This is a genomic window from Limosilactobacillus caviae (genome assembly GCF_014635905.1).
Taxonomy (GTDB): Bacteria; Bacillota; Bacilli; order Lactobacillales; family Lactobacillaceae; genus Limosilactobacillus; species Limosilactobacillus caviae.
The window spans coordinates 159,479-180,436 of the sequence record NZ_BMDS01000001.1; the positions used below are offsets into that span (position 1 = coordinate 159,479).

18 protein-coding genes and 2 tRNA genes are annotated in these 20,958 nt (G+C 37.9%); 4 read left to right on the forward strand and 16 right to left on the reverse strand.

Annotated features, from left to right (window positions below):
- Window positions 1-4: 4 nt before the first annotated feature.
- Complete coding sequence (yycF, locus tag IEU90_RS00445; RefSeq protein WP_153709431.1) at window positions 5-712, reverse strand: response regulator YycF; 708 nt, start codon at window positions 710-712, stop codon at window positions 5-7.
- A 164-nt stretch (window positions 713-876) separates the two neighbouring features.
- Here yycF and IEU90_RS00450 point away from each other — a divergent pair.
- A tRNA-Lys gene (locus tag IEU90_RS00450) sits at window positions 877-949 on the forward strand.
- A gap of 118 nt (window positions 950-1,067) precedes the next feature.
- On the opposite strand, the gene IEU90_RS00455 is transcribed toward IEU90_RS00450, so the two are convergent.
- Both IEU90_RS00455 and IEU90_RS00460 read right to left on the reverse strand, forming a co-directional pair.
- The gene (locus IEU90_RS00455) at window positions 1,068-2,789 is read right to left on the reverse strand and encodes an ABC transporter ATP-binding protein (protein ID WP_188357573.1); all 1,722 of its coding nucleotides are present in this window, start codon (window positions 2,787-2,789) and stop codon (window positions 1,068-1,070) included.
- Window positions 2,790-2,876: 87 nt separating this feature from the next.
- Window positions 2,877-3,311 (reverse strand): MarR family winged helix-turn-helix transcriptional regulator, encoded by a 435-nt coding sequence (locus IEU90_RS00460; RefSeq protein WP_153709429.1) that lies wholly within the window; start codon window positions 3,309-3,311, stop codon window positions 2,877-2,879.
- A gap of 149 nt (window positions 3,312-3,460) precedes the next feature.
- On the opposite strand from IEU90_RS00460, the gene IEU90_RS00465 reads away from it, so the two are divergent.
- Both IEU90_RS00465 and IEU90_RS00470 read left to right on the forward strand, forming a co-directional pair.
- Window positions 3,461-3,533 (forward strand) — tRNA-Lys (locus tag IEU90_RS00465).
- Window positions 3,534-3,714: 181 nt separating this feature from the next.
- Window positions 3,715-4,197, forward strand: a complete 483-nt coding sequence (locus IEU90_RS00470) for a helix-turn-helix domain-containing protein (RefSeq protein WP_229723500.1) — start codon at window positions 3,715-3,717, stop codon at window positions 4,195-4,197.
- A 137-nt stretch (window positions 4,198-4,334) separates the two neighbouring features.
- On the opposite strand, the gene IEU90_RS00475 is transcribed toward IEU90_RS00470, so the two are convergent.
- Entirely contained in the window at window positions 4,335-5,654 is a 1,320-nt protein-coding gene (locus tag IEU90_RS00475) for a Fic family protein (protein ID WP_188357574.1), read from the reverse strand.
- A 179-nt stretch (window positions 5,655-5,833) separates the two neighbouring features.
- Window positions 5,834-6,718 carry a PPK2 family polyphosphate kinase gene (locus IEU90_RS00480; RefSeq protein ID WP_188357575.1) on the reverse strand — a complete coding sequence of 295 codons (885 nt, stop codon included), beginning with the start codon at window positions 6,716-6,718 and terminating at the stop codon, window positions 5,834-5,836.
- Between the two features lie 270 nt (window positions 6,719-6,988).
- Here IEU90_RS00480 and IEU90_RS00485 point away from each other — a divergent pair, with 270 nt between their 5' ends.
- A complete protein-coding gene (locus tag IEU90_RS00485) occupies window positions 6,989-8,317 on the forward strand; it encodes an MATE family efflux transporter (RefSeq protein WP_188357576.1) in 1,329 nt (442 codons plus the stop codon).
- A gap of 147 nt (window positions 8,318-8,464) precedes the next feature.
- Here the strand turns inward: IEU90_RS00485 and aldA are convergent, their stop codons facing one another.
- From aldA to gyrA, 11 genes are all read right to left on the reverse strand, one after another.
- A complete protein-coding gene (gene aldA, locus IEU90_RS00490; RefSeq protein ID WP_153709427.1) occupies window positions 8,465-9,916 on the reverse strand; it encodes an aldehyde dehydrogenase in 1,452 nt (483 codons plus the stop codon).
- 37 nt (window positions 9,917-9,953) lie between these two features.
- Entirely contained in the window at window positions 9,954-11,078 is a 1,125-nt protein-coding gene (locus tag IEU90_RS00495) for an NAD(P)-dependent alcohol dehydrogenase (protein ID WP_153709426.1), read from the reverse strand.
- 194 nt (window positions 11,079-11,272) lie between these two features.
- Window positions 11,273-11,599 (reverse strand): hypothetical protein, encoded by a 327-nt coding sequence (locus IEU90_RS00500; RefSeq protein ID WP_153709425.1) that lies wholly within the window; start codon window positions 11,597-11,599, stop codon window positions 11,273-11,275.
- A 12-nt stretch (window positions 11,600-11,611) separates the two neighbouring features.
- The gene (locus tag IEU90_RS00505) at window positions 11,612-12,802 is read right to left on the reverse strand and encodes an MDR family MFS transporter (RefSeq protein ID WP_153709424.1); all 1,191 of its coding nucleotides are present in this window, start codon (window positions 12,800-12,802) and stop codon (window positions 11,612-11,614) included.
- Window positions 12,803-12,924: 122 nt separating this feature from the next.
- On the reverse strand, window positions 12,925-14,316 hold the full coding sequence (dnaB, locus tag IEU90_RS00510; protein ID WP_153709423.1) for a replicative DNA helicase: 1,392 nt from the start codon (window positions 14,314-14,316) through the stop codon (window positions 12,925-12,927).
- Window positions 14,317-14,349: 33 nt separating this feature from the next.
- The gene (gene rplI / locus IEU90_RS00515; protein WP_153709422.1) at window positions 14,350-14,802 is read right to left on the reverse strand and encodes a 50S ribosomal protein L9; all 453 of its coding nucleotides are present in this window, start codon (window positions 14,800-14,802) and stop codon (window positions 14,350-14,352) included.
- A 5-nt stretch (window positions 14,803-14,807) separates the two neighbouring features.
- Window positions 14,808-16,826 (reverse strand): DHH family phosphoesterase, encoded by a 2,019-nt coding sequence (locus tag IEU90_RS00520; protein ID WP_153709421.1) that lies wholly within the window; start codon window positions 16,824-16,826, stop codon window positions 14,808-14,810.
- Between the two features lie 218 nt (window positions 16,827-17,044).
- Window positions 17,045-17,281 (reverse strand): 30S ribosomal protein S18, encoded by a 237-nt coding sequence (gene rpsR / locus IEU90_RS00525; RefSeq protein ID WP_003665240.1) that lies wholly within the window; start codon window positions 17,279-17,281, stop codon window positions 17,045-17,047.
- A 32-nt stretch (window positions 17,282-17,313) separates the two neighbouring features.
- Window positions 17,314-17,880, reverse strand: coding sequence for a single-stranded DNA-binding protein (gene ssb / locus IEU90_RS00530; protein ID WP_153709420.1), 567 nt, complete (start codon window positions 17,878-17,880; stop codon window positions 17,314-17,316).
- Window positions 17,881-17,915: 35 nt separating this feature from the next.
- Complete coding sequence (gene rpsF, locus IEU90_RS00535) at window positions 17,916-18,212, reverse strand: 30S ribosomal protein S6 (protein ID WP_003665235.1); 297 nt, start codon at window positions 18,210-18,212, stop codon at window positions 17,916-17,918.
- Window positions 18,213-18,415: 203 nt separating this feature from the next.
- Entirely contained in the window at window positions 18,416-20,932 is a 2,517-nt protein-coding gene (gyrA, locus tag IEU90_RS00540) for a DNA gyrase subunit A (RefSeq protein ID WP_188357577.1), read from the reverse strand.
- Window positions 20,933-20,958: the final 26 nt, after the last annotated feature.

Here is a 20,958-nt window from a genome sequence, read left to right on the forward strand (position 1 = left end):
GCCTCTAATTCTGATCAGGATTTGCTAGGTAGTAACCAACACCACGCCGGGTAATTAGCCATTGCGGGTGACTGGGATTATCTTCAATTTTTTCACGAAGCCGTCGAACAGTAACATCGACTGTTCGCACATCACCAAAGTAGTCATATCCCCACACTGTTTGAAGTAAATGTTCACGATTAATAACTTGACCGATATGTTGTGCCAAATAGTGCAGCAATTCAAATTCACGGTGTGTCAAATTAATGTTCTCACCCCGTTTAGTAACCGTATATGCTTCTGGATGAATTGTCAGGTCCCCAATTTGAATATCAGTGTTATTATCTTCTTCAGCAGGTGCCTTAAGGGTAGCCTGCCGCCGTAAATTTGCCTTAACACGGGCTACTAATTCACGATTTGAAAATGGCTTAGTGACATAATCGTCTGCACCAAGTTCAAGGCCAAGGACTTTATCTAGTTCTGAATCTTTAGCCGTTACCATAATAATCGGCATTGTATGTTTAGCTCGGACACGCTTTGCTACTTCAAGCCCATCAATCTTAGGAAGCATTAGGTCGAGGATAATCAAATCAGGATTTTCTGCTTCAACTTGCTCTAACGCAGCTTCACCATCATAGGCTACGACAACTTCATATCCTTCTTTTTCAAGATTAAATTTGATGATATCAGAGATCGGTTTTTCATCATCAACAACTAAAATTTTTTTTGCCATATCAATAGTTCCCTCCATTGGGTTAATTGATTCAATACTTTAAATCTGCTATATATCAGTGCCTCTATTATAGCACAGGGAAAAGTTCCATAAATATTTTCCAAAAATATTTGACATTTAATATTAAGCAGGTTAAAATGATTGAGTATTCTGTTAAAGAATATGGGCAGTTAGCTCAGCTGGCAGAGCAACGGACTCTTAATCCGTGGGTCCAGGGTTCGATCCCCTGACTGCCCATCAGAGGTTTACAGCGACTGGGATTTTATCTCGGTCGCTTTTTGTATATGTTGGAAAACTTAATTCTGTTCAAAAAACGACCAAGATCGGCTAATAAGCTGATTTTGGTCGTTTGTCTTTATTTAAATTGATCATGAACATATTGAGCATAAAGCGGTGTTGATTGCAGCAACTCTTGATGCGTTCCAGAACCTGAAATAGTTCCATTTTCAATAAAGTAAATTTTATCTGCATCAACAATTGTACTTAAACGGTGGGCAATTACTAATGTTGTCCGTCCTTGCATTAAGTCACCTAAAGCCTTTTGAACCATTGCTTCAGATTCGGCATCCAAACTTGCGGTTGCTTCATCGAGCATCAGAATCTTTGGATCACGAAGGAAGGCCCGTGCAATTGCAATTCGTTGCCTTTGACCACCAGATAGTTTAATCCCGCGCTCACCAATTTCTGTTTCTAGTTTATCGGCCATATTATTTACGAACCCATCTGCGTATGCCATCTTCAATGCTTTCCATAATTCCGTGTCACTTACTGTTCGCCGTAGTCCATAGGTAAGGTTATCGCGAATCGTTCCTGGCATTACAGCGGCATCCTGACTAACGAGACCGATTTGTTCCCGCCATTTGGCTAAGTCTAATTTCTCAACGTTTTCATCGCCAATAAGAATCTTTCCGGCGGTCGGTTGATAGAACCGTTCGATCAACGAGAAGATCGTTGTCTTACCACCACCTGAAGGTCCTGCAAACGCGACAACCGCATTTGGTTTAGTCTCAAAATTAATATTCTTCAGTATTGGCTTATCCGGTTCATAAGAAAAGTCAACATTCTCAAATTTTAACGGTTCAGTTTCAATATCTTTTTCAACCTGATCTTCGTCAAATTCTTCTGGTTCTGCCAACATCTGCTGAATCCGTTCAGTCGCACCACTTGTCTTAGCCATATTAGTAAAGAGCTGACTAACTGTAATAATTGGTCCAAAAATTTGGAAAAGGTACATTAAGAACGAAACTAATGCTCCCATCGTTATTTGACCATTCATTACCCGAATTGCACCATAACCAAGCACGATTAAGAACATTAACATCATCAGCATATTTGTAATTGGTTGGGTCGCAGCGTTAATCAACGCTTCTTTCATCCCAATTCCATACAAGTTATCAATTCGCTGGCTTCCTTTAGCGAGCTCATGTTCTTCACCATTTGATGACTTTACTAGACGAACTTCACTTAATACATCAGTTGAATCACTAGCAAATTTAGCAAGCTCATCTTGACGCACACGCCCAATTTTACGTGAGTAGTTCATTATTGGCATCATTACTATCATTATCAATGGTACAGCAACAAACATTAATAAGGTCATTCGCCAATCCATTGCTAACATAATTACTAATGCCCCAAGAAACTGTAAAATTGAGGTCATTGCATTAGGAAATGTTGAAGCAAGAAGCTCCTTAACCTGTGAAGTATCATTTACCAGTCGTGAGCTTATTTCCCCGGTTTTCACATTGTCGAAGTATTTTACCGGCATTTTAAGCAGTTTTTGCCACAATTGTTTACGTAACTTAGCAACAACGTTTTCGCCAAAAATACCAAGTAATACTCCTGATAACGCACTAGTAATTAGTCCAGCAATAAAAATAACAACTGTTAACGTAGCTAGTGTTGGACTAATGTGCCGAAAATCGTTAATCAATTTCTGGGCTAGTTGCGGAACAAATAAATTTGCTCCAGTAGAAACCAACCCTAAAAGAATCCCCACTACCAGTTTCAAATATTGTGGGTGTAATTGGTTAATTAGGCTAAAGAATTCCCGAAAATTAAATTTATTTCTTTTCAAAGTATAAGCCTCCTAACAATTAACTATCTAACTATTTAAGACGACTTATATTAAAACACGTAGATATCTAACTGTCAATAATTTAAATCATCTTTTTAGCTCATTATTGATATTCATCATACTTTTAATTACTGCATCAATCGTTTCTTCATCGAGTTGCTCAACAATTTGCTGGTATGCTTGATCAAAAACATCCTTTATTTGGCTAGTCTTTTCGATTCCTTCTTTAGTTAAGAAAATCCGTTTAATCCTAGCTGATTCATTATCATTTCGACGAACAATATAACCATCACGTTCAAGATTTTTTAGCATATTTGTAATACTTGCATTTCGGATATGGAAGTAGTCGCCTAGTTCGCGTTGAATAAGCCCTGGATGGTCCTTAATGTACAATAATGTCCGCGCTTGCTGCGGAGTAAGCGTCAACTGTGGAGTAAGAGTGGTAAAAAAATGATGCATATTAATCATATATGTTCGTAGCAGACGATTCATGTACTCAAATTTATCTTTTTTCGATGCCATAAAATCACTCCTAAGGTTAATTTTTACTAACAATTATAACAGTTAGGCGTCTAAGTATATATCAATTTAGAAAATTAATAAATAAATTTCAAAAAGTACTTGCGAAATTCAATTTAAGTTGATATTATTATTTATGTTGTCAAAGACATGGGCAGTTAGCTCAGCTGGCAGAGCAACGGACTCTTAATCCGTGGGTCCAGGGTTCGATCCCCTGACTGCCCATCTTGTAAAAAGGTCATCGATTTATCGGTGGCCTTTTTTGTTTACTTAATATTTATTGGCAAATAGTCTAAAAGCCACAGTCACTAGCATTGCAACAAATCATTGCTAGACTTTCAATCACCAATTCTATATTCTTATACCAAAATTCAAATATATTTATAGAATACGAGGAGTAATTAAAATGTCTTTTGGTGAACAAATTAAAAATCAGCGTGAGCGACTCGCCTTGACTCAACAAATAGTTGCTGATAACTTGCACATTACGCGACAAACACTTTCTAAATGGGAAAATAATAAAAGCTACCCCGATTTAAAAATGCTGTTTGCTCTTAGCGACTTATATCACGTTTCAGTTGACTCACTGTTACGAGAAGATAAAGATCTAACAAGTTATTTAAATCGTGACAAAGCGGCTCAAGCATTCAACATTATCCGAGGATTATTTTGGTTGCTCATCGGCCTTTACTTCTCCAATTCCACTAACTACTGGTCACACATCTTAATTCCAATCTTGCTTGTTGTTATTATGGAATACTTATTTTTCAAGGAGTCATTTTTTTGGAAAACATCGGGAAAAAGAACAACATTATTCTATTTTGGGATATTTATGGACAGCAGTAATGATCATCACTGTAATTTATTGTATTATCAGCAAACAATTTAACTTGCTATTATTCTCAACAATATTAGCTATTTACTTTTTCTTTTATCCACATATGTTTAAATCAAATTAAAGAAGGACTTGTGGTTTTTTACTACTAGTCCTTCTTTGTAATTTTTTAAATATTAAGATAAGACATATCACTTCTGCTCAATCAAAATCTGAATTATATGCTGCTTAGGACGTTTGGAAACTATTTTGATTGCTCCAAGTTCTTCTAATTCTTTAATTGCTAACCGGGTTTTTGTCATTGGATAACGTTGGCTACTCTTCTTCAAAATTTTAATAATATCATTATCTTTAATCCCTAGGCTTTGCTGATTAGTAAAAAATTCCGATTGCGCAAAAAGATACAAAATTTCACAATACAATTTATCAGGTAAAGCGGTGGCCTTTAACAATTGATGATGTTCCTCTACCCACTGCTTAATAATTTGTTTAGCATTATTTAGCTTTTCTCGAGACTGGCTTAAAATATCAATAGTCTTTTCTTGCTGACTTACCAATATCTCTAGAAGTTTCTGAATAAAAAATGTTAAGTCTGCCCTATTATCGGCTTTATCGGCATCTTTAAAGACTTTATAGTATTGCTGAACATTGTTGTGAATCGCAGTAGCAACCGAAAAGCCGGTAAAACGATCAAACTTATTTGCAATATATGACGACAAAAGGTATCGTCCCATTCGGCCATTGCTGTCAAGAAATGGATGGGTATTTTCAAAGAAAAAGTGAGTGACAAGTGCCTTATAAATTGATGGAGTCTCATCATTGTTCATATATTCAATTAATGCTGTTAATGCAGTCTGGATTGCAATCTCAGTAGTTGGTGGCTGATGAACGGTCTTGATACCATCACCAATAGAAAGGATTTCGTTATTAGGAAGTTTGTCACGAAAAATTGTTCCATTTGGCAACCGGCCTTTATCAATTTCTCCATTTAATAAAGAATCATATATTTTTCTAAAATCTTGAAGTTCATAAATCTCAACCTTTTTCCCTGACTGTGTGCGTTGATACATTTTAATAGTTGAACCAAGCCGTTTTTTCGATACATGATCACTACCGTCTATCTGTTGATTATTTTCTTGAATAACGGTACTAATTTCAACACGACTCGTTTTTACCCCTTCAATCTCATTAGTATAAAAGATCTCAGAAAGTAACAAAGAATTTAGAAATTGATTAATTGCGATTTGAGGAAGTGTGATAGAAATATTTTTTATTGCCTTAGAATTTCGTCTAAGCTGATCTGCCAAGTTTTGTATTTCTGGTAAGGGGAGATAAAAGATAGGATACTTATTCGTCTGAGTACCATCACGATAATTAAGTAAAGGAAAAAGGGTTGTTCTTTGACTGGTATATCCATTTAACCGACTTTGATATTCATTTTCAACAGCGTTTAAATCGTTAGTCTTATCTTTGATAAAATACTTATATTTGGACAACGGCAGGTATTTCATTGATTACGCACCTTCCTTAATGCTAAAAACATTCTTTTTAGAATAATTATATTAAAAGTCTAACATAATAACCCCCGAAAATCGATTTTCGGGGGTTATTATCATTATAGGATTAAATATAAACGTTAAAAACAACAATCCTTGCATTAAAAAAGGATGTCATATGGCATCCCCTTCATTTATTTACTTTCATCCATCAATTCTTGACGTGCTTGCTTAAGGCCCATTTCTTGTTCTGGTGAAACCTCTGGATATGCGAGCGGCAAACTATTGATCTTCTTTGTTAAAATATCGGATACAATTAGTCGTGAGTACCACTTATCATCAGATGGAATAACATACCATGGATTTTTCTTCGTAGCTGTTGCATTAATTGCCTTTTCATACGCTTTTTGATAATCATCCCAATATTGGCGTTCACGAATATCAGCCGCAGAGAACTTCCAATTTTTCTCAGGCGTGTCAATTCGAGCTAAAAATCGTTTCTTTTGTTCCTCTTTTGATACATGAAGGAAGAACTTTACGATTAAGTAGCCATTACGAGTTAAGTAGTCCTCATATTGGCGAATATCTTCATAACGGCTATCAAAGAATTTATTATTTACATCATCAATAGAATCAATTCCAGGCAAGTTAGCATTTACAACTATTTCGGGGTGAACGCGCGAAACCAGAACATCTTCATAGTACGAACGGTTAAAGATTCCAATATCACCCCGCATCGGCAATTCACGAGTAATTCGCCAGAGATAATCATGCCGCAATTCACGTCCAGTCGGCTGCTTAAAGTTAGCTACCTTAAATCCCACTGGGTTCACACCAGCAAAAGTATGAGAAATCATACTATCCTTACCAGCCGCATCCATCGCTTGAAATACGACTAATACCCCATAGTGACGTCGCGCATACATCATTTTTTGCGCATCCTTAATCGACTTTACATTTTTCTTGATCCTCTTTTTAATCTTTTTTAATTCATCAGCAGAATCTTTTACCTTAGTTGGCGCTTTATTTATATCAAAATCTTTTCCGGTATAACGATACTTTTTAGTTTTCATCAGCATTCACCTCATTGCTTTTAATTTACTTTCAACTACCATCATAGCAAATCTCTTACAATTTCGTTAATGTAAACTACTAGAATATATAACTCCTATATTTTAGTTAAAGTTACTTTCAGAACGATATTAAATATAAAGTTATTTTTCCCATTGCATTTTTCATCAAATTTCAATAAAATAGTTACGTTAAATTTATATATTTAGGGTCACTTGTGAAGATACCAGCCAACCTCCTTCACGAATGGCCCTTTTTTGTTTAAAAGGAGTTTTTACGTGGAAAATTTATTTTTAAAAGCACCTGTTAAGCAAGCTTACTTTAAGCTCGCATTACCGGTAGTGCTCGGAATGATCACAACAATGATTTATAACTTAGCTGACACGGTATTTGTAGCTAAAACTGGTGATCCCAAAATGGTCGCTGGGGTTACCATTGGTGCTCCGTTATTTACTTTTCTTCTTGCAATTGCCGATATTTTTGGTTTAGGCGGTAGTTCGGTAGTTTCACGATTGCTCGGTGAAAAGAATGTTCATTTAACAAAACGGGTTACTAGTTTTTGTTTATATTGCTCAATCATTACCGGAATATTATTAACGGTATTTTTATTAGCTTTCGAGCGTCCAATTCTGATGATGTTAGGTGCTAAAGCTGGAACTTATGCAGACGCAGCTAACTTCTATCGAGTATTAAGCGTGGGGGCTGTTTTTGTAATATTTTCGATTGTGCCACAAAATTTAATTAGAACAGAAGGCCTGGCTACTCACGCCATGATCGCTGCAATTACCGGAACCGTGATCGCAATTATTCTGGACCCTATTTTCTTATTTGTTTTCAAATGGGGAACAACCGGGGTCGCTCTTGCCAATGTTATCGGCTATGCTTTTACTGACATCGTACTATTAGTAATGATTTTTCGTTATGCCCGATATGTCTCACTTAATCCGCGCTTAACTAAAATTAATCTACACACAATTACAGAAGTTATTGCAATTGGAATTCCTGGTTCTATTACCAATTTTGCCTTAACTTTCGGGATGGCATTGCTTAATTCATCACTGGCGTTCTACGGTGCTGATATGGTCGCCGCAATGGGAATCGTTCAAAAAGTATATTCAGTTTTGATTTTAGTAATTGTTGGTTTTGCCTTTGGTGCCCAACCATTGATTGGTTTTACTTACGGTGCAAAGGAATGGTCAAGGCTTCATCAAATACTACGGTTTGATTTTCTTGTTCAAATTGTTTACTCAGTTGTCGTTGGGGGCGTTTTAATTATTTTTGCCAAGCCAATTATTAGTCTCTTTATGCGCCAACCAGTAATCGTTAACGCTGCAAGCGAAATGTTATTAGCAACTATTATTACAACCCCGCTAGTTGGTTTGATACTGGTTTATACTACGGTCTTTCAATCAATCGGTAATGCTTTTGGTGCTTTCTTAATGTCCATCTCTCGTCAAGGGGTTATTTATTGGGTAGTTTTAGAAGTATTACGACATTTAGCAGGCTATACCGGGATTATCTGGGCACAAGCAATTAGTGATATCATTACTTGCCTACTCGGTTACTTCCTATACAGACTGACTTTCAATTGGCAGAAAAAGAAGTAATCAGCGATAATTATCCTAAAAAATTCTAAAGAGCTAACGATCAGGGAAGAATAACAGTTTTCCCTAATTGCTAGCTCTTTTATAAATATCAAATTAGCGCCGTTAAGAAGCTTAGCTAATTCTAGTATTTTTTATTTCTCTTAGGTATTAGATATTTTCTGGATGCCGCTGAATGTAAACAACTTTTGTATCAGTACATTCAAGAATTCCGTGCATTCCATCAGATCCACCAATACCTGATTCCTTAACTCCTGCATGATAACCTTGCATAGCCTCAAAGTAATTTCGGTTAACATATGTCTCGCCGGCTTGAATTTCGTTAATTGCATAGGCTGCACGGTCAAGACTCTTCGTAAAGATACCGGATGTTAGGCCCATCGTACTATCATTACACATCTCAACTGCTTCTTTAAGGTTCTTGAATGTCATAATTGGCAGAACAGGTCCAAAGATTTCATCCTGAATAGCTGAATCTTTTTGCTTACAGTTACTGATAATCGTTGGTTCGTAGAAGAATCCTTTTCCTTCTGCAGGCTTACCACCGACAAGTACTTTTCCGCCTTCTTTAATCGCCTGCTTTACTTGACGATCGACTTCTTCAAGGGCTTTGCGATTAATTAGCGGACCCATGCCGATTTCAGGATTTTCAACCGTATCACCGTAAGTAATTGCCTTAACAGCATCAACAAGTTTTTGAGTAAACTCTTCTGCAACATCTTCTTGAACATAAACTCGTTGAACATTATTGCAAAGCTGTCCATTATTATCATAACGTGAATTAACAATATCAGTGACCGCTTCATCCAGATCAGCATCGTCACATACAATTGCGGGAGCATTTCCGCCTAGTTCAAGTGATACTTCACCAATATGTTCAGCAGCGGCCGCCATAATTCGTTTACCAGCATTAACTGAACCTGTTAAACTAGCCATTCCGACCTTAGGATTCTTTGATAATTCATTACCAACAACAGAACCTGGACCAGTAACAAAATTAACGACTCCAGCAGGAAGCCCGACTTTATCACATAGCTTTGCAAACTCTAGTGCGCCAATTGGGGTATCAGAACTCGGCTTTAGAACAACCGTGTTTCCTGTTACCAAAGCCGGTGCCATCTTCCGCGCAATTAGGAAGAATGGGAAGTTCCAAGGAAGAATCCCCGCAATAACACCAATCGGCATCCGCTTTAGCAAGATCGTTTCATTACGATTATCAGACTGAATGACTTCACCTTTATATGTCCGTCCTGCAGCAGCCATATAATCAAAATAATCAGCAGTGAACAATACTTCTGTTTTTGCTAAGGACCGGATCTTACCTTGTTCTTCTTGAAGGTTCTTAATCCATGGTTCTGGATCTTTACGAATCTCATCAGCTAATTTATGAAGATAACTGCCACGTGTTGGTGCTGGAACCTGGTGCCAAGATTTCTCAGCTTCAAAGGCTGCATCAATTGCCTCGCGTGTTTCTTCAACGGTCGCACTTGGTACTGTCCCTAAAGTTTCCTCGTTATTAGGATTAATAACCGTAATCTCTTTACCAGAATTCGTGTCAACAAACTTACCATTAATGTACATCTTATAATGTGGCATACTCATAATTTTTGCTTCCTTTTTATCGAATTAATCCAGCATTTTAATATTTATCAGGCTTATAATCTTTGTCAATGATTAGTACAGGCTTAATTGTCTTACCTGATACAGAGTCCGCATTAGCTTCATTAATTTGATCAAAGTCATAGAACTTCTCTGTCTTATCAAAGTCAAACATTCCCAACTGATAGAACTTAATGAGTCGTGGAATATCAACTTGAGGAATTGAATCACCCATGTTAACGCCCACGATTGTCCGATCACTTGGACAAAGGTCATTCCATATATCAACGTCAATGTGGTTAGCAGTAACAGCAATCGGAGCTAATGTACCACCTTGTGCCAATGCTTGGATTGCATCTTCCATCACAGCAGTAGCACCAGTTGTATCAACCGCGTAATCAACACCCTTGCCATCAGTTAATTCCATAATCTTCTTAACCATATCTTCATTGGCAGTATTGATTGTGTCAGTGGCACCCAACTCTTTAGCTAACTTAAGTCGTGAATCATGACGATCAATAGCAATTACCGTTGTACATCCTGAAATTTTACCAGCCATCATTGCTGCTAAACCAACTGCTCCGGTTCCAACAACAGCAATAGTAGAACCTGGTTCCGGTTTCAAGGTATTAAAGACTGTACCAGAGCCAGTTACATATCCACAGCCTAGAGGACCAAGCTTCCGTAAATCAAGACTTTCTGGTACCTTAACCGCATTTCGTTCTCGAACAATTGTAGTAGTAGTAAATGATGATTGATCAAACATATCGTCAACCTGATGACCATTTTCTGTAAAGTGGGCACTTCCATCTGGCCGAACTCCGGATAAATTATTTGCGGCATAGTTCAAACATTTTGTTGGCTTGCCTTTAAGACAATTAATACAATTCCCACAGCCATAGAATGATAGTACAACATGGTCACCGGGCTTGAAATTCTTTACTTCCGAACCAACTTTTTCAACAATTCCTGATCCTTCATGACCGAGGATAATTGGATAACCAATTTCGGCATCCCCTTTTCGTAAGGCTTCATCGGAATGGCAAATACCAGTTGCAACCATGTGAATTTGAAGATCATCTGGTTGTAACTCTGCCAATTCAACATCGTCACGAATATCAAACTTTGCACCTTTTTCATCAACAATAGCAGCTTTGATTTTCATAACATAACATCTCCTAAAATGTTTGACAATCTCTACAATGTTTATGTTATCACAAATAAATAAAAATACTTAATCATTTGAAAGTGGTTATTATAATTGGATTTGTTACACACTTACTTAGAGTAGTGGATATTATTACTTTATGTTTGTGAAACTTTTTTCAAAAAGTCCTAAGAAAAAGAACTTTGAACATTCTAGTCCACAGTTCCCTTCTTCATAATATCAACTTCCATTGGCCGATATTTACGATGTTTTAATTTGCCAATCTTGTGTTCACGGCCATCGTTGACTATAAACTCATCAACAGCACCACAATGCTCACAGACAACAACGATTTGATATCGCTGTGAGTCATCATTATTAGTATCCATCCAATTTCTTTCAGCAATTACTAACGGTTGTTCATGGCAACGATAGCATGAGATTGCTAGTTCACATTCTTCCCTAAAAGGGTCTCCTATTTTTCCTACCATTCCATAGCGATCTTCACCATGTACATTATCAAAATTATTGTAAAACATTCGATCACTTCTTTAATATTCAACCACTTTTGCACGTTTTATTTTAACAACTAGGAATACTATTATTTCCATTACAAAAATTGAAACAGCACAAATAATGAACAAAATATGATATGAAGTAGCTTCAATCATCAATCCACCAAAAAGCGGTCCAATTGCCTTACCGATTGATGAGAATGCATTCAAAATCCCTTGATACTTACCCTTAACTGCTACTGGAGAAAGGCTATTAACTATCGCAGGCATTGTTGGTAAAGCAGTTGCTTCCCCAATAGTCAAAATAACCATTGCGGCAACAAACCAACTATACGAATGGGCATGTAATAAGAGGACGAAGGAAAAACCGATTGTAAACATCCCGATAAATACTTGAGCATATGGTCGGTTAACCCAGCGATTGAGCCAAGTAATTCCAAGCTGGAAGACAACAATTAAAATCCCGTTTAATGTCCATAAAAGGCTATATTTTGTCATTGAGATTCCTTGATCAGTCATAAATACTGACAAGTTGCTTGCCCATTGCTCATACATTGTCCAAATCACAACAAGAGCAACAAAGAAAATCCAACTGATCCATAAATTAGCCTGTGGAATTTTAACGTCAACTGCTCCAGCCTCCCCATCATCAGTTTTCTCTGCTGTTTGGTGGTTATCCTTAAAGAAGAAGATAACTACCAAAGAAAACATTGTGTAGAGAATCGTTGTAATTAAAAACATGGGAGATACATTACCCTTTGCATACTGGTAAAGCGGGCCAACAATCGTCGTACCTATCACCATCCCCAGGTTATTAGCAAAGTACAGCATGTTAAAAACGTAGCGGCCGTCACGACCGGACCGGGTAGCGAAAGAATTAACCATGGTAATAATCCAACCGTTAAAGAAGCCAATTACAGTTAGTAAAATTCCATAAATCGGCCACCCATTAAAAAAGATCATAATGGCCATTACCACAGTCGCCAGCAATGTCCCGCCAATCATTAATTTACGGGGATTAGTTCGGTCGAATAGCATCCCACTAATGTAACTACCGACAACATTTGCTCCCGAATAAAAGAGCAGCACAATTCCTGAAACAGTTAACGACTCGTGTAACTGTTCGTGAATATAAATTGTTGTTAATGGCCACACAAAACTGTTTCCAATACTTCCAAGAAACATTCCTAATAGCAGCCATTTTAACTCTACGCCTTGACGGTTCATTGTTTACGCCTCCTCAATTACTATCATACCGTTTATTTTCTATAAAAACATTTTTAATGTCTTAAGCGCACTAAAAGGGCTACCTCAGTTTTTAACTGAAATGCCCTCTTAGAATTTAGTTTTTAATTATTATCTTCAGGGATATAAGAAATCGAAGTGAATTTATTATATGACTTTGCAAATAGTAATTTAACCGTCCCACGCGGACCACTACGATTCTTCTCAATGATGACTTCAACCTCACTAGCATTAGAACCATCATCATCTTGATTATTTCCCTGGTTATTATTATCCTCTGAGTCCTCATCATGCTCATAATAATCATCACGATAAAGGAAACTTACAATATCCGCATCTTGTTCAATTGATCCCGATTCACGAATATCAGAAAGGACTGGTCGTTTATCTTGCCGCTGTTCAACTCCCCGTGACAACTGAGAAAGTGCGATTACAGGGACTTCCAATTCCTTCGCTAACTTCTTAAGTTGTCGAGAAATTTCTGAAACTTCTTGTTGCCGGTTATCAGGATTGCTTCCTTCAATTAGCTGTAGATAATCAATTACGATTAGTCCTAGATTACCCTTTTCTTTGGCCAATCGCCGACAACGTGCACGGATTTCCGCCACTTTAATTCCTGGGGTATCATCAATATAAATACTTGCATTACTCAACGCTCCAGTCGCGATGAATAAACTCTGCCATTCATCTTGACTAAGCTGACCAGTCCGCAAATGATTAGCATTAATATTACCTTCAGCACAGAGCATTCGGTTTGCCAATGATTCAGCACCCATTTCCAGGCTAAAAATCGCTACAGTATTATCAGTTCGTGTGGCAACATTTTGGGCAATATTAAGGACAAATGCCGTCTTCCCAACCGCTGGACGTGCTGCAATGATTACCAATTCATCTTTATGAAGTCCGGTTGTCATCTCGTCTAATTGTGCATAGCCAGTCGATAATCCTGTGATTTCTGAGTCCTGACTCGACAAATCACTAACATGCTCAATCGACTGTTGAAGTACGTCGCTAATGCTTTGAAAACCAGTCTGACGGCTATTTTCTGAAACCGCCATAATTGCCTGTTCAGCATGGTCAAGCTGGTCAGTAACACTATCATTGCCAGCATAACTATCATTTATGATTTTGGTTGCTGTATTGATTAATCGTCGAGAAATTGCCTTATCATGCACAATTTTAGAATAATAAACTACATTTGCAGCCGTCGGAACCGCTGTTGCAAGTTCAGCAATATAAGCAACACCACCGACATTTTCCGTTTGATTATCCTGATCAAGGACGTTTTTCATTGTTAACGGGTCAATCGGCTGATCCTCATCATTTAATTGGATCATCTTTTCAAAAATAACTTGATGAGCCTTGCGATAAAAATCCTGCGGCTCCAGATACTCCATCGCATCTGCCAACGCGTTTTTACTCAAAAAAGCAGCTCCTAGAACTGCTTTTTCTGCTTCAATATCGCGTGGCTCTTCTTGCACTGGTGCATTATCCATGACGATACCGCTCCTTAAATCTATTAATCCTCACTACTTTTCCGCAATGTGAACGCGAATTTGAGCTTCGACTTCTGGGTGAAGCTTAATTGGAACATTAACGTAGCCAAGAGCCTTAATTGGGGCTGCAAGCTCAATCTTTCGCTTATCGATTTTAAGGTCAAATTGTTTTTGTAAAGCAGTAGCAATTTGCTTTGTTGAAATTGAACCAAACATCCGGCCATCTGTACCGGCTTTTCCACTCAATTCTACAACCGTATTGTCATCTTCAAGGACCTTCTTCATGCGTTTGGCATCTGCTAATTCTTCAGCAGCATGTTTTTCTTCTGCACGTTGTTGTCCCTTTAATTGGCTCATTGCTGCCTTAGTAGCTTGCTTAGCCAAACCACGCTTAATTAGGTAGTTTTGTGCATAACCATCTGGTACTTCTTTAACTTGACCACGTTTACCGCGACCACGAACATCTTGCGTAAAAATAACTTTCATTATGATCACTCCTCTGTTTCATCTTGCTCTTTGTCAGACTTTGTTAGGATATCAACTAACTCCTGCTTAACCTGAGCAATAGTTTTATCACTGATTTGCGTAGCTGCATTTGCAAGGTGACCACCGCCGCCCATCTCTTCCATAATTACTTGGACGTTAATATCACCCATTGATCGCGCAGAGATACCTATTTTACCATCTGCACGCTCAAAGATTACAAATGATGCTTCAATTCCACTCATCTGAAGTAACATATCAGCAGCTTGGGCAGCCGTTACAGGATCATATACCTGTCCTTCTTCACCCGTACATAATGCTATTTTATCATTTATTTCAGCTCTTGAGATTAAATGATTACGCTTCATGAAAGTTTCTGGATTTTCTTTCATAAACGATTGAATCATTAGTCCATCTGCTCCAGCGGACCGTAAGTAACTCGCCGCATCAAAAGTCCGCGTACCAGCACTCTTAGTAAAGGACTTTGTATCGACCTGAATCCCTGTTAGCATTGCCGTAGCTTCAAGTTTATTTAAACCTTTTCCTTCCCGTGGCTGATATTCAAACATTTCTGTAATCAGCTCACATGTTGATGATGCATACGGTTCAATATAAACAAGTAATGGATTTTCAGGGAAATCTTCGCCACGCCGGTGATGGTCAATTATTACAAGTCGATTTTGCATTCGATCATATAACTCTGGTGCAATGGTAATTCCTCGCTTAGCATGGTCAACCATGACTAATAAACTGTTGTTATTGACTTTTTCTAATGCATCACTTGGCGAAATAATGTGGTCTTTAATTGTTTGATAATTATCTATTTCGTGCATAAGGCGTCGGATATCAGAATGCGGATGTTCATCATCTATTACAATCCAGCACTCTTTACCGTTCATCTCAGCAATCCGCCGAATCCCTAAGCAGGCACCAATTGAATCCATATCAGGGTTGGTATGCCCCATTACAAATAATTGATCTGATTGCGCCATTAATTCTTGTAAGGCCTGGCTGATCATTCTTGCCCGAACTCGAGTACGTTTTTCCATCGGGTTAGTCTTTCCACCGTAGAAACGTGCTTCTTGGTCTTGAGCCCGCACAACTACTTGGTCCCCACCACGACCTAGTGCAAGGTCAAGGTTATTTTGGGCTGTGTCAGCGAGCTTTATTAAGTCATTTTCGCCATAAGCAATTCCCACACTAAGAGTTACCGGCGAATTTTGCTTAGACGTATTTTCACGAATAACATCAAGAATCTTAAACTTCTGCTTTTCTAATTCTCTTAGTGATGCTTGGTGACCGATGATCAAATAATTATCATCATCAATAACCTTCATTAATAGGTGATTCTCAACGGCCCAATCACTTATTTCAGAAGTAACATAATTATGAAGATTTGAAACATCAGAATCATTCATCCCCTGAATTAATTCATCATAATTATCTAAATAAATATTTCCAATAAAGATTTGTTCATCCTTATACTGGGCACTTATTTGTTCATACTTTGTAATATCTAGTAAATAGACTACTTGACCATGATGTTGAACTAGAAATTCAAATTGATGATTTCGCCAAGTTACTACCTGTGTCTTCTTATCATCCACATATTTTTTTATTAATTCTGCTAGGTCCGCATCAACATCTGCAATCGGTTTTCCTACAACAATCTCCAGGTTAAAATAACGTGCCATATATGGATTGATCCATTCAACTTCATGACGTTGATTTAACATAATCATTCCAACCGGCATTTCTAATAATGCTTCTTGTTGTCCACTTTGAACCTTATATGTTAATTCATTCAAATATCCATGAGTATCGACAACTAACTTTTTTAATCGCTGTATACTAATAGCTCCACCAACAACTGCAACTATTAACACTATAATTCCAATAATCCAGTTATCCATAAACCCTAAAATAAGTCCGATAACTGTTAAAATCCCAATATAGCAGATATTCCAGCGGACGGCAGGGTGTTCAAAATAGAACTCCCAATTTTCACGACTGAAAAATTTTTGCATACAAGTCCTCCCAAAATAGCTCTAATTTGACTATTAATCGGATAAATCTATCATATCACATCAATTACTTAGTCCAAAGATTATATCATCTAATGATTATCAATGTGTTAAAAAGTTAGTGTATCAATCATAAACTTTTAGCGAAGACAATTGTAGTTTAAAATAATAAAGAGGCTGAGCAAATCCCGGCCTCTTTATTATTTTTATTTTCGCGGAAATTAATCTTCTGCAACGAATGGCAAAAGACCCATGATCCGTGCACGCTTAATAGCGATAGTTAACTTACGTTGGTTCTTAGCACTAGTACCAGTTACCCGACGTGGCAAAATCTTACCACGTTCAGAAATGAACCGACGTAATAAATCAGTGTCTTTGTAATCGATGTATTCGATGTGGTTTGCGGCGATAAAGTCGACCTTACGACGACGACGACCGCCTCGACGTTGTTGTGCCATGAAATTACCCTCCTATTCTGAGTAAAAATTATTTAGAATGGTAATTCGTCATCTGCTAAGTCGATGGATTGACCACCATCATCACTGCTTCCAGGGAACTGGTTGCCAGCATTTTGATTGTTGTCGAAACCATTACCTGCATTAGGTGACGGATTACTTTGAGGAGCATTATTTCCAGGTTGTGGTTGGCTGCCATATTGTGGAGCTTGTGCACCACCAAACGGTTGCTGGTTATTAGCAAATGGCTGTTGAGCACCTTGTTGGTTCATGCCACCATTTTGACGCGGCTCCAACAGGGCAAAATTATCAACAACAATTTCGGTAACATAAACACGGTTACCCTGTTGGTTTTCATAATTTCGGGTTTGAATGCGCCCTTCAATTCCAACAAGTGAACCCTTATGCGTAAAGTTACTAAAGTTTTCAGCGGACTTACGCCAAATAACGCAATTGATAAAGTCAGCATCACGATCACCATTTTGGTTTCGGAATTGCCGATCAACAGCTAGAGTAAATGAAACAACTGCTGTCCCGCTGGTTGTGTACCGCAACTCGGGATCTCTTGTTAAACGCCCAGTTAAGACTGCACGATTAAGCATAGATCTTTCTCCTCTCTTAATTTATTGACAATTAATTAAGCATCAAGCTTAACAATCATGTGACGTAGGATATCATCACTGAACTTAGCTAAACGATCAAATTCGTTTAAAGCTTGGTCAGAGTCAGTAGTTAAGTTTACCACGTGGTAAGTACCTTCAGTGTACTTAGCGATTGGGTAAGCGAAACGACGAGTTGACCAATCCTTTGAGTCAGCGATTGTTGCACCATTGTCCGCCAAGATCTTGTCGAATCGGTCTACCAATTCGCTCTTTGCAGATTCTTCGATATCAGGACGAATGATGTAAGTAATTTCATATTTGCGTGTTTCCATGAATGTTACACCTCCTTATGGACTCTGGCTCTTCTTACTATTTGAGAAGAACAAGGAAAGTAGACGTCTGTACGTATACTCACAGACATAAAATATAGCATAAAATTCTATTTAAAACAAGGAACATCTAATAAGAAAATCCTAAATGTTGCGGTCACTATAAATATATATACGTAAAATCTCTACTTTTCCATTTTTATTTTTTAATTTTCTGTTGGTTGATTTTCTGAATTAGCTGTGTCTGTTACTTCTTCTTTTGGAGATTCAGCTTCTTCACTGTCATCTTCTTTATCAACCTTAGCAATCGTAGCTACTCGGGCTCCATTATCCATCTTAATCAAATGTACCCCAACAGCTGAACGTCCAGTTTGTGACACACTCTTAATACCAAAACGAATAATCACACCTTGATCAGTAACAAGCATAATATCTTCGTCACCATTAACAGTTGTCAAACCAACTAATGGCCCATTCTTTTCAGTAACATTAACAGTCTTTACACCAAGACCGCCACGACCTTTAATTGGATATTCTGACGCCGCTGTCTGCTTTCCGAATCCATTCTCACTAATTACTAGGACATTACTGCCTGGATTAAGAGGAGCAGCACCAATTACATAGTCTTCACCACGCAAGCGAATTCCACGAACCCCAGCTGCACTTCTTCCCATCGACCGAACAACTGATGACTTAAAGCTAAGAGCATATCCATTATGAGTTCCAATAATCATTGGTTGTTCATCACTAATAACTTCCACATCAATTAATTCATCATTTTCATGAAGGTTGATTGCCTTTAGTCCATTACTCCTAATGTTCTTAAATTCCGTTACTGGCGTTCGTTTAACCGTTCCATACTTGGTAGTAAAGAAGAGATATTTATCATCATCATTAGTTTCATGTGAAACATTGATAACGGCGCTAATCTTTTCTTTATTATTAATACCAAGAAGGTTAATAATCGGAATACCTTGTGCAGTCCGGCCATATTCTGGAACCTCATATCCCTTCATCGAGTATACTTTCCCAGAATTGGTGAAGAAGAGGAGCATATCGTGAGTAGAACTAGAAATTAACTGCTCAATAAAGTCATCTTTATGAACGCCCATCCCTTTAACACCACGTCCACCACGATGCTGTGACTTAAATTCGTCTACTGGTAATCGTTTAATGTATCCGTTGTGAGTTAAAGCAACAATGATGTCTTCTTCCTCAATTAAATCTTCGTCTTCAATATTGGTAATGTCACCAACTTGCAGTTCAGTCCGTCGTTCATCTCCAAACCGCTTTTGGATTTCCATTAATTCGTCATAAATAATTTGGTTGATACGTTCACGGTGAGCAAGAATATCTTTGTAATCAGCAATTGCGGCCATTAATTTTTGATATTCATCCTCAATCTTCTCACGCTCTAATCCTGTCAAACGAACTAGCCGCATATCGAGAATGGCTTGAGCTTGACGATCTGATAAACCATAGTTACTCATCAGTTCATTCTTTGCGACTTCACTCGTTTGAGAACTACGAATAATATTAATAATCTCATCGATATGATCTAAGGCAATTCTTAATCCTTCAACAATGTGTGCACGATTTTGGGCTTTCTTTAATTCAAATTCTGTCCGCCGACGAACTACCGCTTCTTGGTGTTCAAGGTAATATTGCAGAATTTGCTTAAGACTTAAGATCTTTGGAGCACCATTAACGATTGCAAGCATATTAAAATTAAAGGTCGTCTGCATCAAAGTCATTTTATATAAATTATTTAAGATAACTTCTGCACTTGCATCACGACGGACATCAATTACAATTCTCATCCCATCACGGTCAGTTTCATCATTAACGTCTGTAATTCCATCAATATCCTTATTGCGCGCTAATTCAGCAATCCGTTCAATCAACTTAGCCTTATTAACCATATACGGAATTTCATGAACAATAATCCGTTGTTTACCGTTCTTTTGTTCTTCAATATCAACTTTGGCACGAACAATAATTGTTCCGCGACCAGTCTCATATGCTTTCCGTATACCAGACTTACCCATTACAACTCCGCCAGTTGGAAAATCAGGTCCTGGAATAGCCTTCATCAATCCTTCAGTTGTAATGTCTGGATTATCCATCAACAGGTGAAGACCATTAATAACTTCACCCAAATTGTGTGTGGGAATGTTAGTTGCCATCCCAACGGCAATTCCTGAAGCACCATTAACTAATAAGTTTGGAAAACGAGCTGGTAATACATCCGGTTCTTTTTCAGTACCATCATAATTGTCATGGAAGTCAACGGTGTTTTTGTTAATATCACGAAGCATTTCAACAGCAATCTTACTCATCTTTGCTTCGGTATAACGCATAGCAGCTGCTCCATCCCCGTCAACAGACCCGAAATTTCCGTGACCATCAACCAGCATGTAGCGGTAACTGAAGTCTTGGGCCATTCGTACTAATCCTTCATAAATTGAAGAATCACCATGAGGGTGGAATTTACCCATTACGTCCCCAACAATTCTGGCAGACTTTTTATATGGCTTATCCGGGGTAACCCCTAATTCATTCATTCCGTATAAAATCCGGCGCTGTACCGGCTTTAATCCATCACGAACATCTGGAAGCGCCCGTGAAACAATAACACTCATCGCATAATCTAGGAATGAGTTTTTCATCTGGCTCGTAAGATTTACATCCGTGATCCGATTAGGCATATCATGTTCAGCCAATGTCGTTCCTCCTTTTTCGCATTAGT

What these genes read in the sequence shown, in the direction of transcription:
- yycF (WP_153709431.1), bottom strand. Translation starts at nt 712, where the DNA reads ATGGCAAAAAAAATTTTAGTTGTTGATGATGAAAAACCGATCTCTGAT.
- IEU90_RS00460 (WP_153709429.1), bottom strand. Translation starts at nt 3,311, where the DNA reads ATGGCATCGAAAAAAGATAAATTTGAGTACATGAATCGTCTGCTACGA.
- IEU90_RS00470 (WP_229723500.1), top strand. Translation starts at nt 3,715, where the DNA reads ATGTCTTTTGGTGAACAAATTAAAAATCAGCGTGAGCGACTCGCCTTG.
- IEU90_RS00475 (WP_188357574.1), bottom strand. Translation starts at nt 5,654, where the DNA reads ATGAAATACCTGCCGTTGTCCAAATATAAGTATTTTATCAAAGATAAG.
- IEU90_RS00480 (WP_188357575.1), bottom strand. Translation starts at nt 6,718, where the DNA reads ATGCTGATGAAAACTAAAAAGTATCGTTATACCGGAAAAGATTTTGAT.
- aldA (WP_153709427.1), bottom strand. Translation starts at nt 9,916, where the DNA reads ATGAGTATGCCACATTATAAGATGTACATTAATGGTAAGTTTGTTGAC.
- IEU90_RS00495 (WP_153709426.1), bottom strand. Translation starts at nt 11,078, where the DNA reads ATGAAAATCAAAGCTGCTATTGTTGATGAAAAAGGTGCAAAGTTTGAT.
- IEU90_RS00500 (WP_153709425.1), bottom strand. Translation starts at nt 11,599, where the DNA reads ATGTTTTACAATAATTTTGATAATGTACATGGTGAAGATCGCTATGGA.
- IEU90_RS00505 (WP_153709424.1), bottom strand. Translation starts at nt 12,802, where the DNA reads ATGAACCGTCAAGGCGTAGAGTTAAAATGGCTGCTATTAGGAATGTTT.
- dnaB (WP_153709423.1), bottom strand. Translation starts at nt 14,316, where the DNA reads ATGGATAATGCACCAGTGCAAGAAGAGCCACGCGATATTGAAGCAGAA.
- rplI (WP_153709422.1), bottom strand. Translation starts at nt 14,802, where the DNA reads ATGAAAGTTATTTTTACGCAAGATGTTCGTGGTCGCGGTAAACGTGGT.
- IEU90_RS00520 (WP_153709421.1), bottom strand. Translation starts at nt 16,826, where the DNA reads ATGCAAAAATTTTTCAGTCGTGAAAATTGGGAGTTCTATTTTGAACAC.
- rpsR (WP_003665240.1), bottom strand. Translation starts at nt 17,281, where the DNA reads ATGGCACAACAACGTCGAGGCGGTCGTCGTCGTCGTAAGGTCGACTTT.
- ssb (WP_153709420.1), bottom strand. Translation starts at nt 17,880, where the DNA reads ATGCTTAATCGTGCAGTCTTAACTGGGCGTTTAACAAGAGATCCCGAG.
- rpsF (WP_003665235.1), bottom strand. Translation starts at nt 18,212, where the DNA reads ATGGAAACACGCAAATATGAAATTACTTACATCATTCGTCCTGATATC.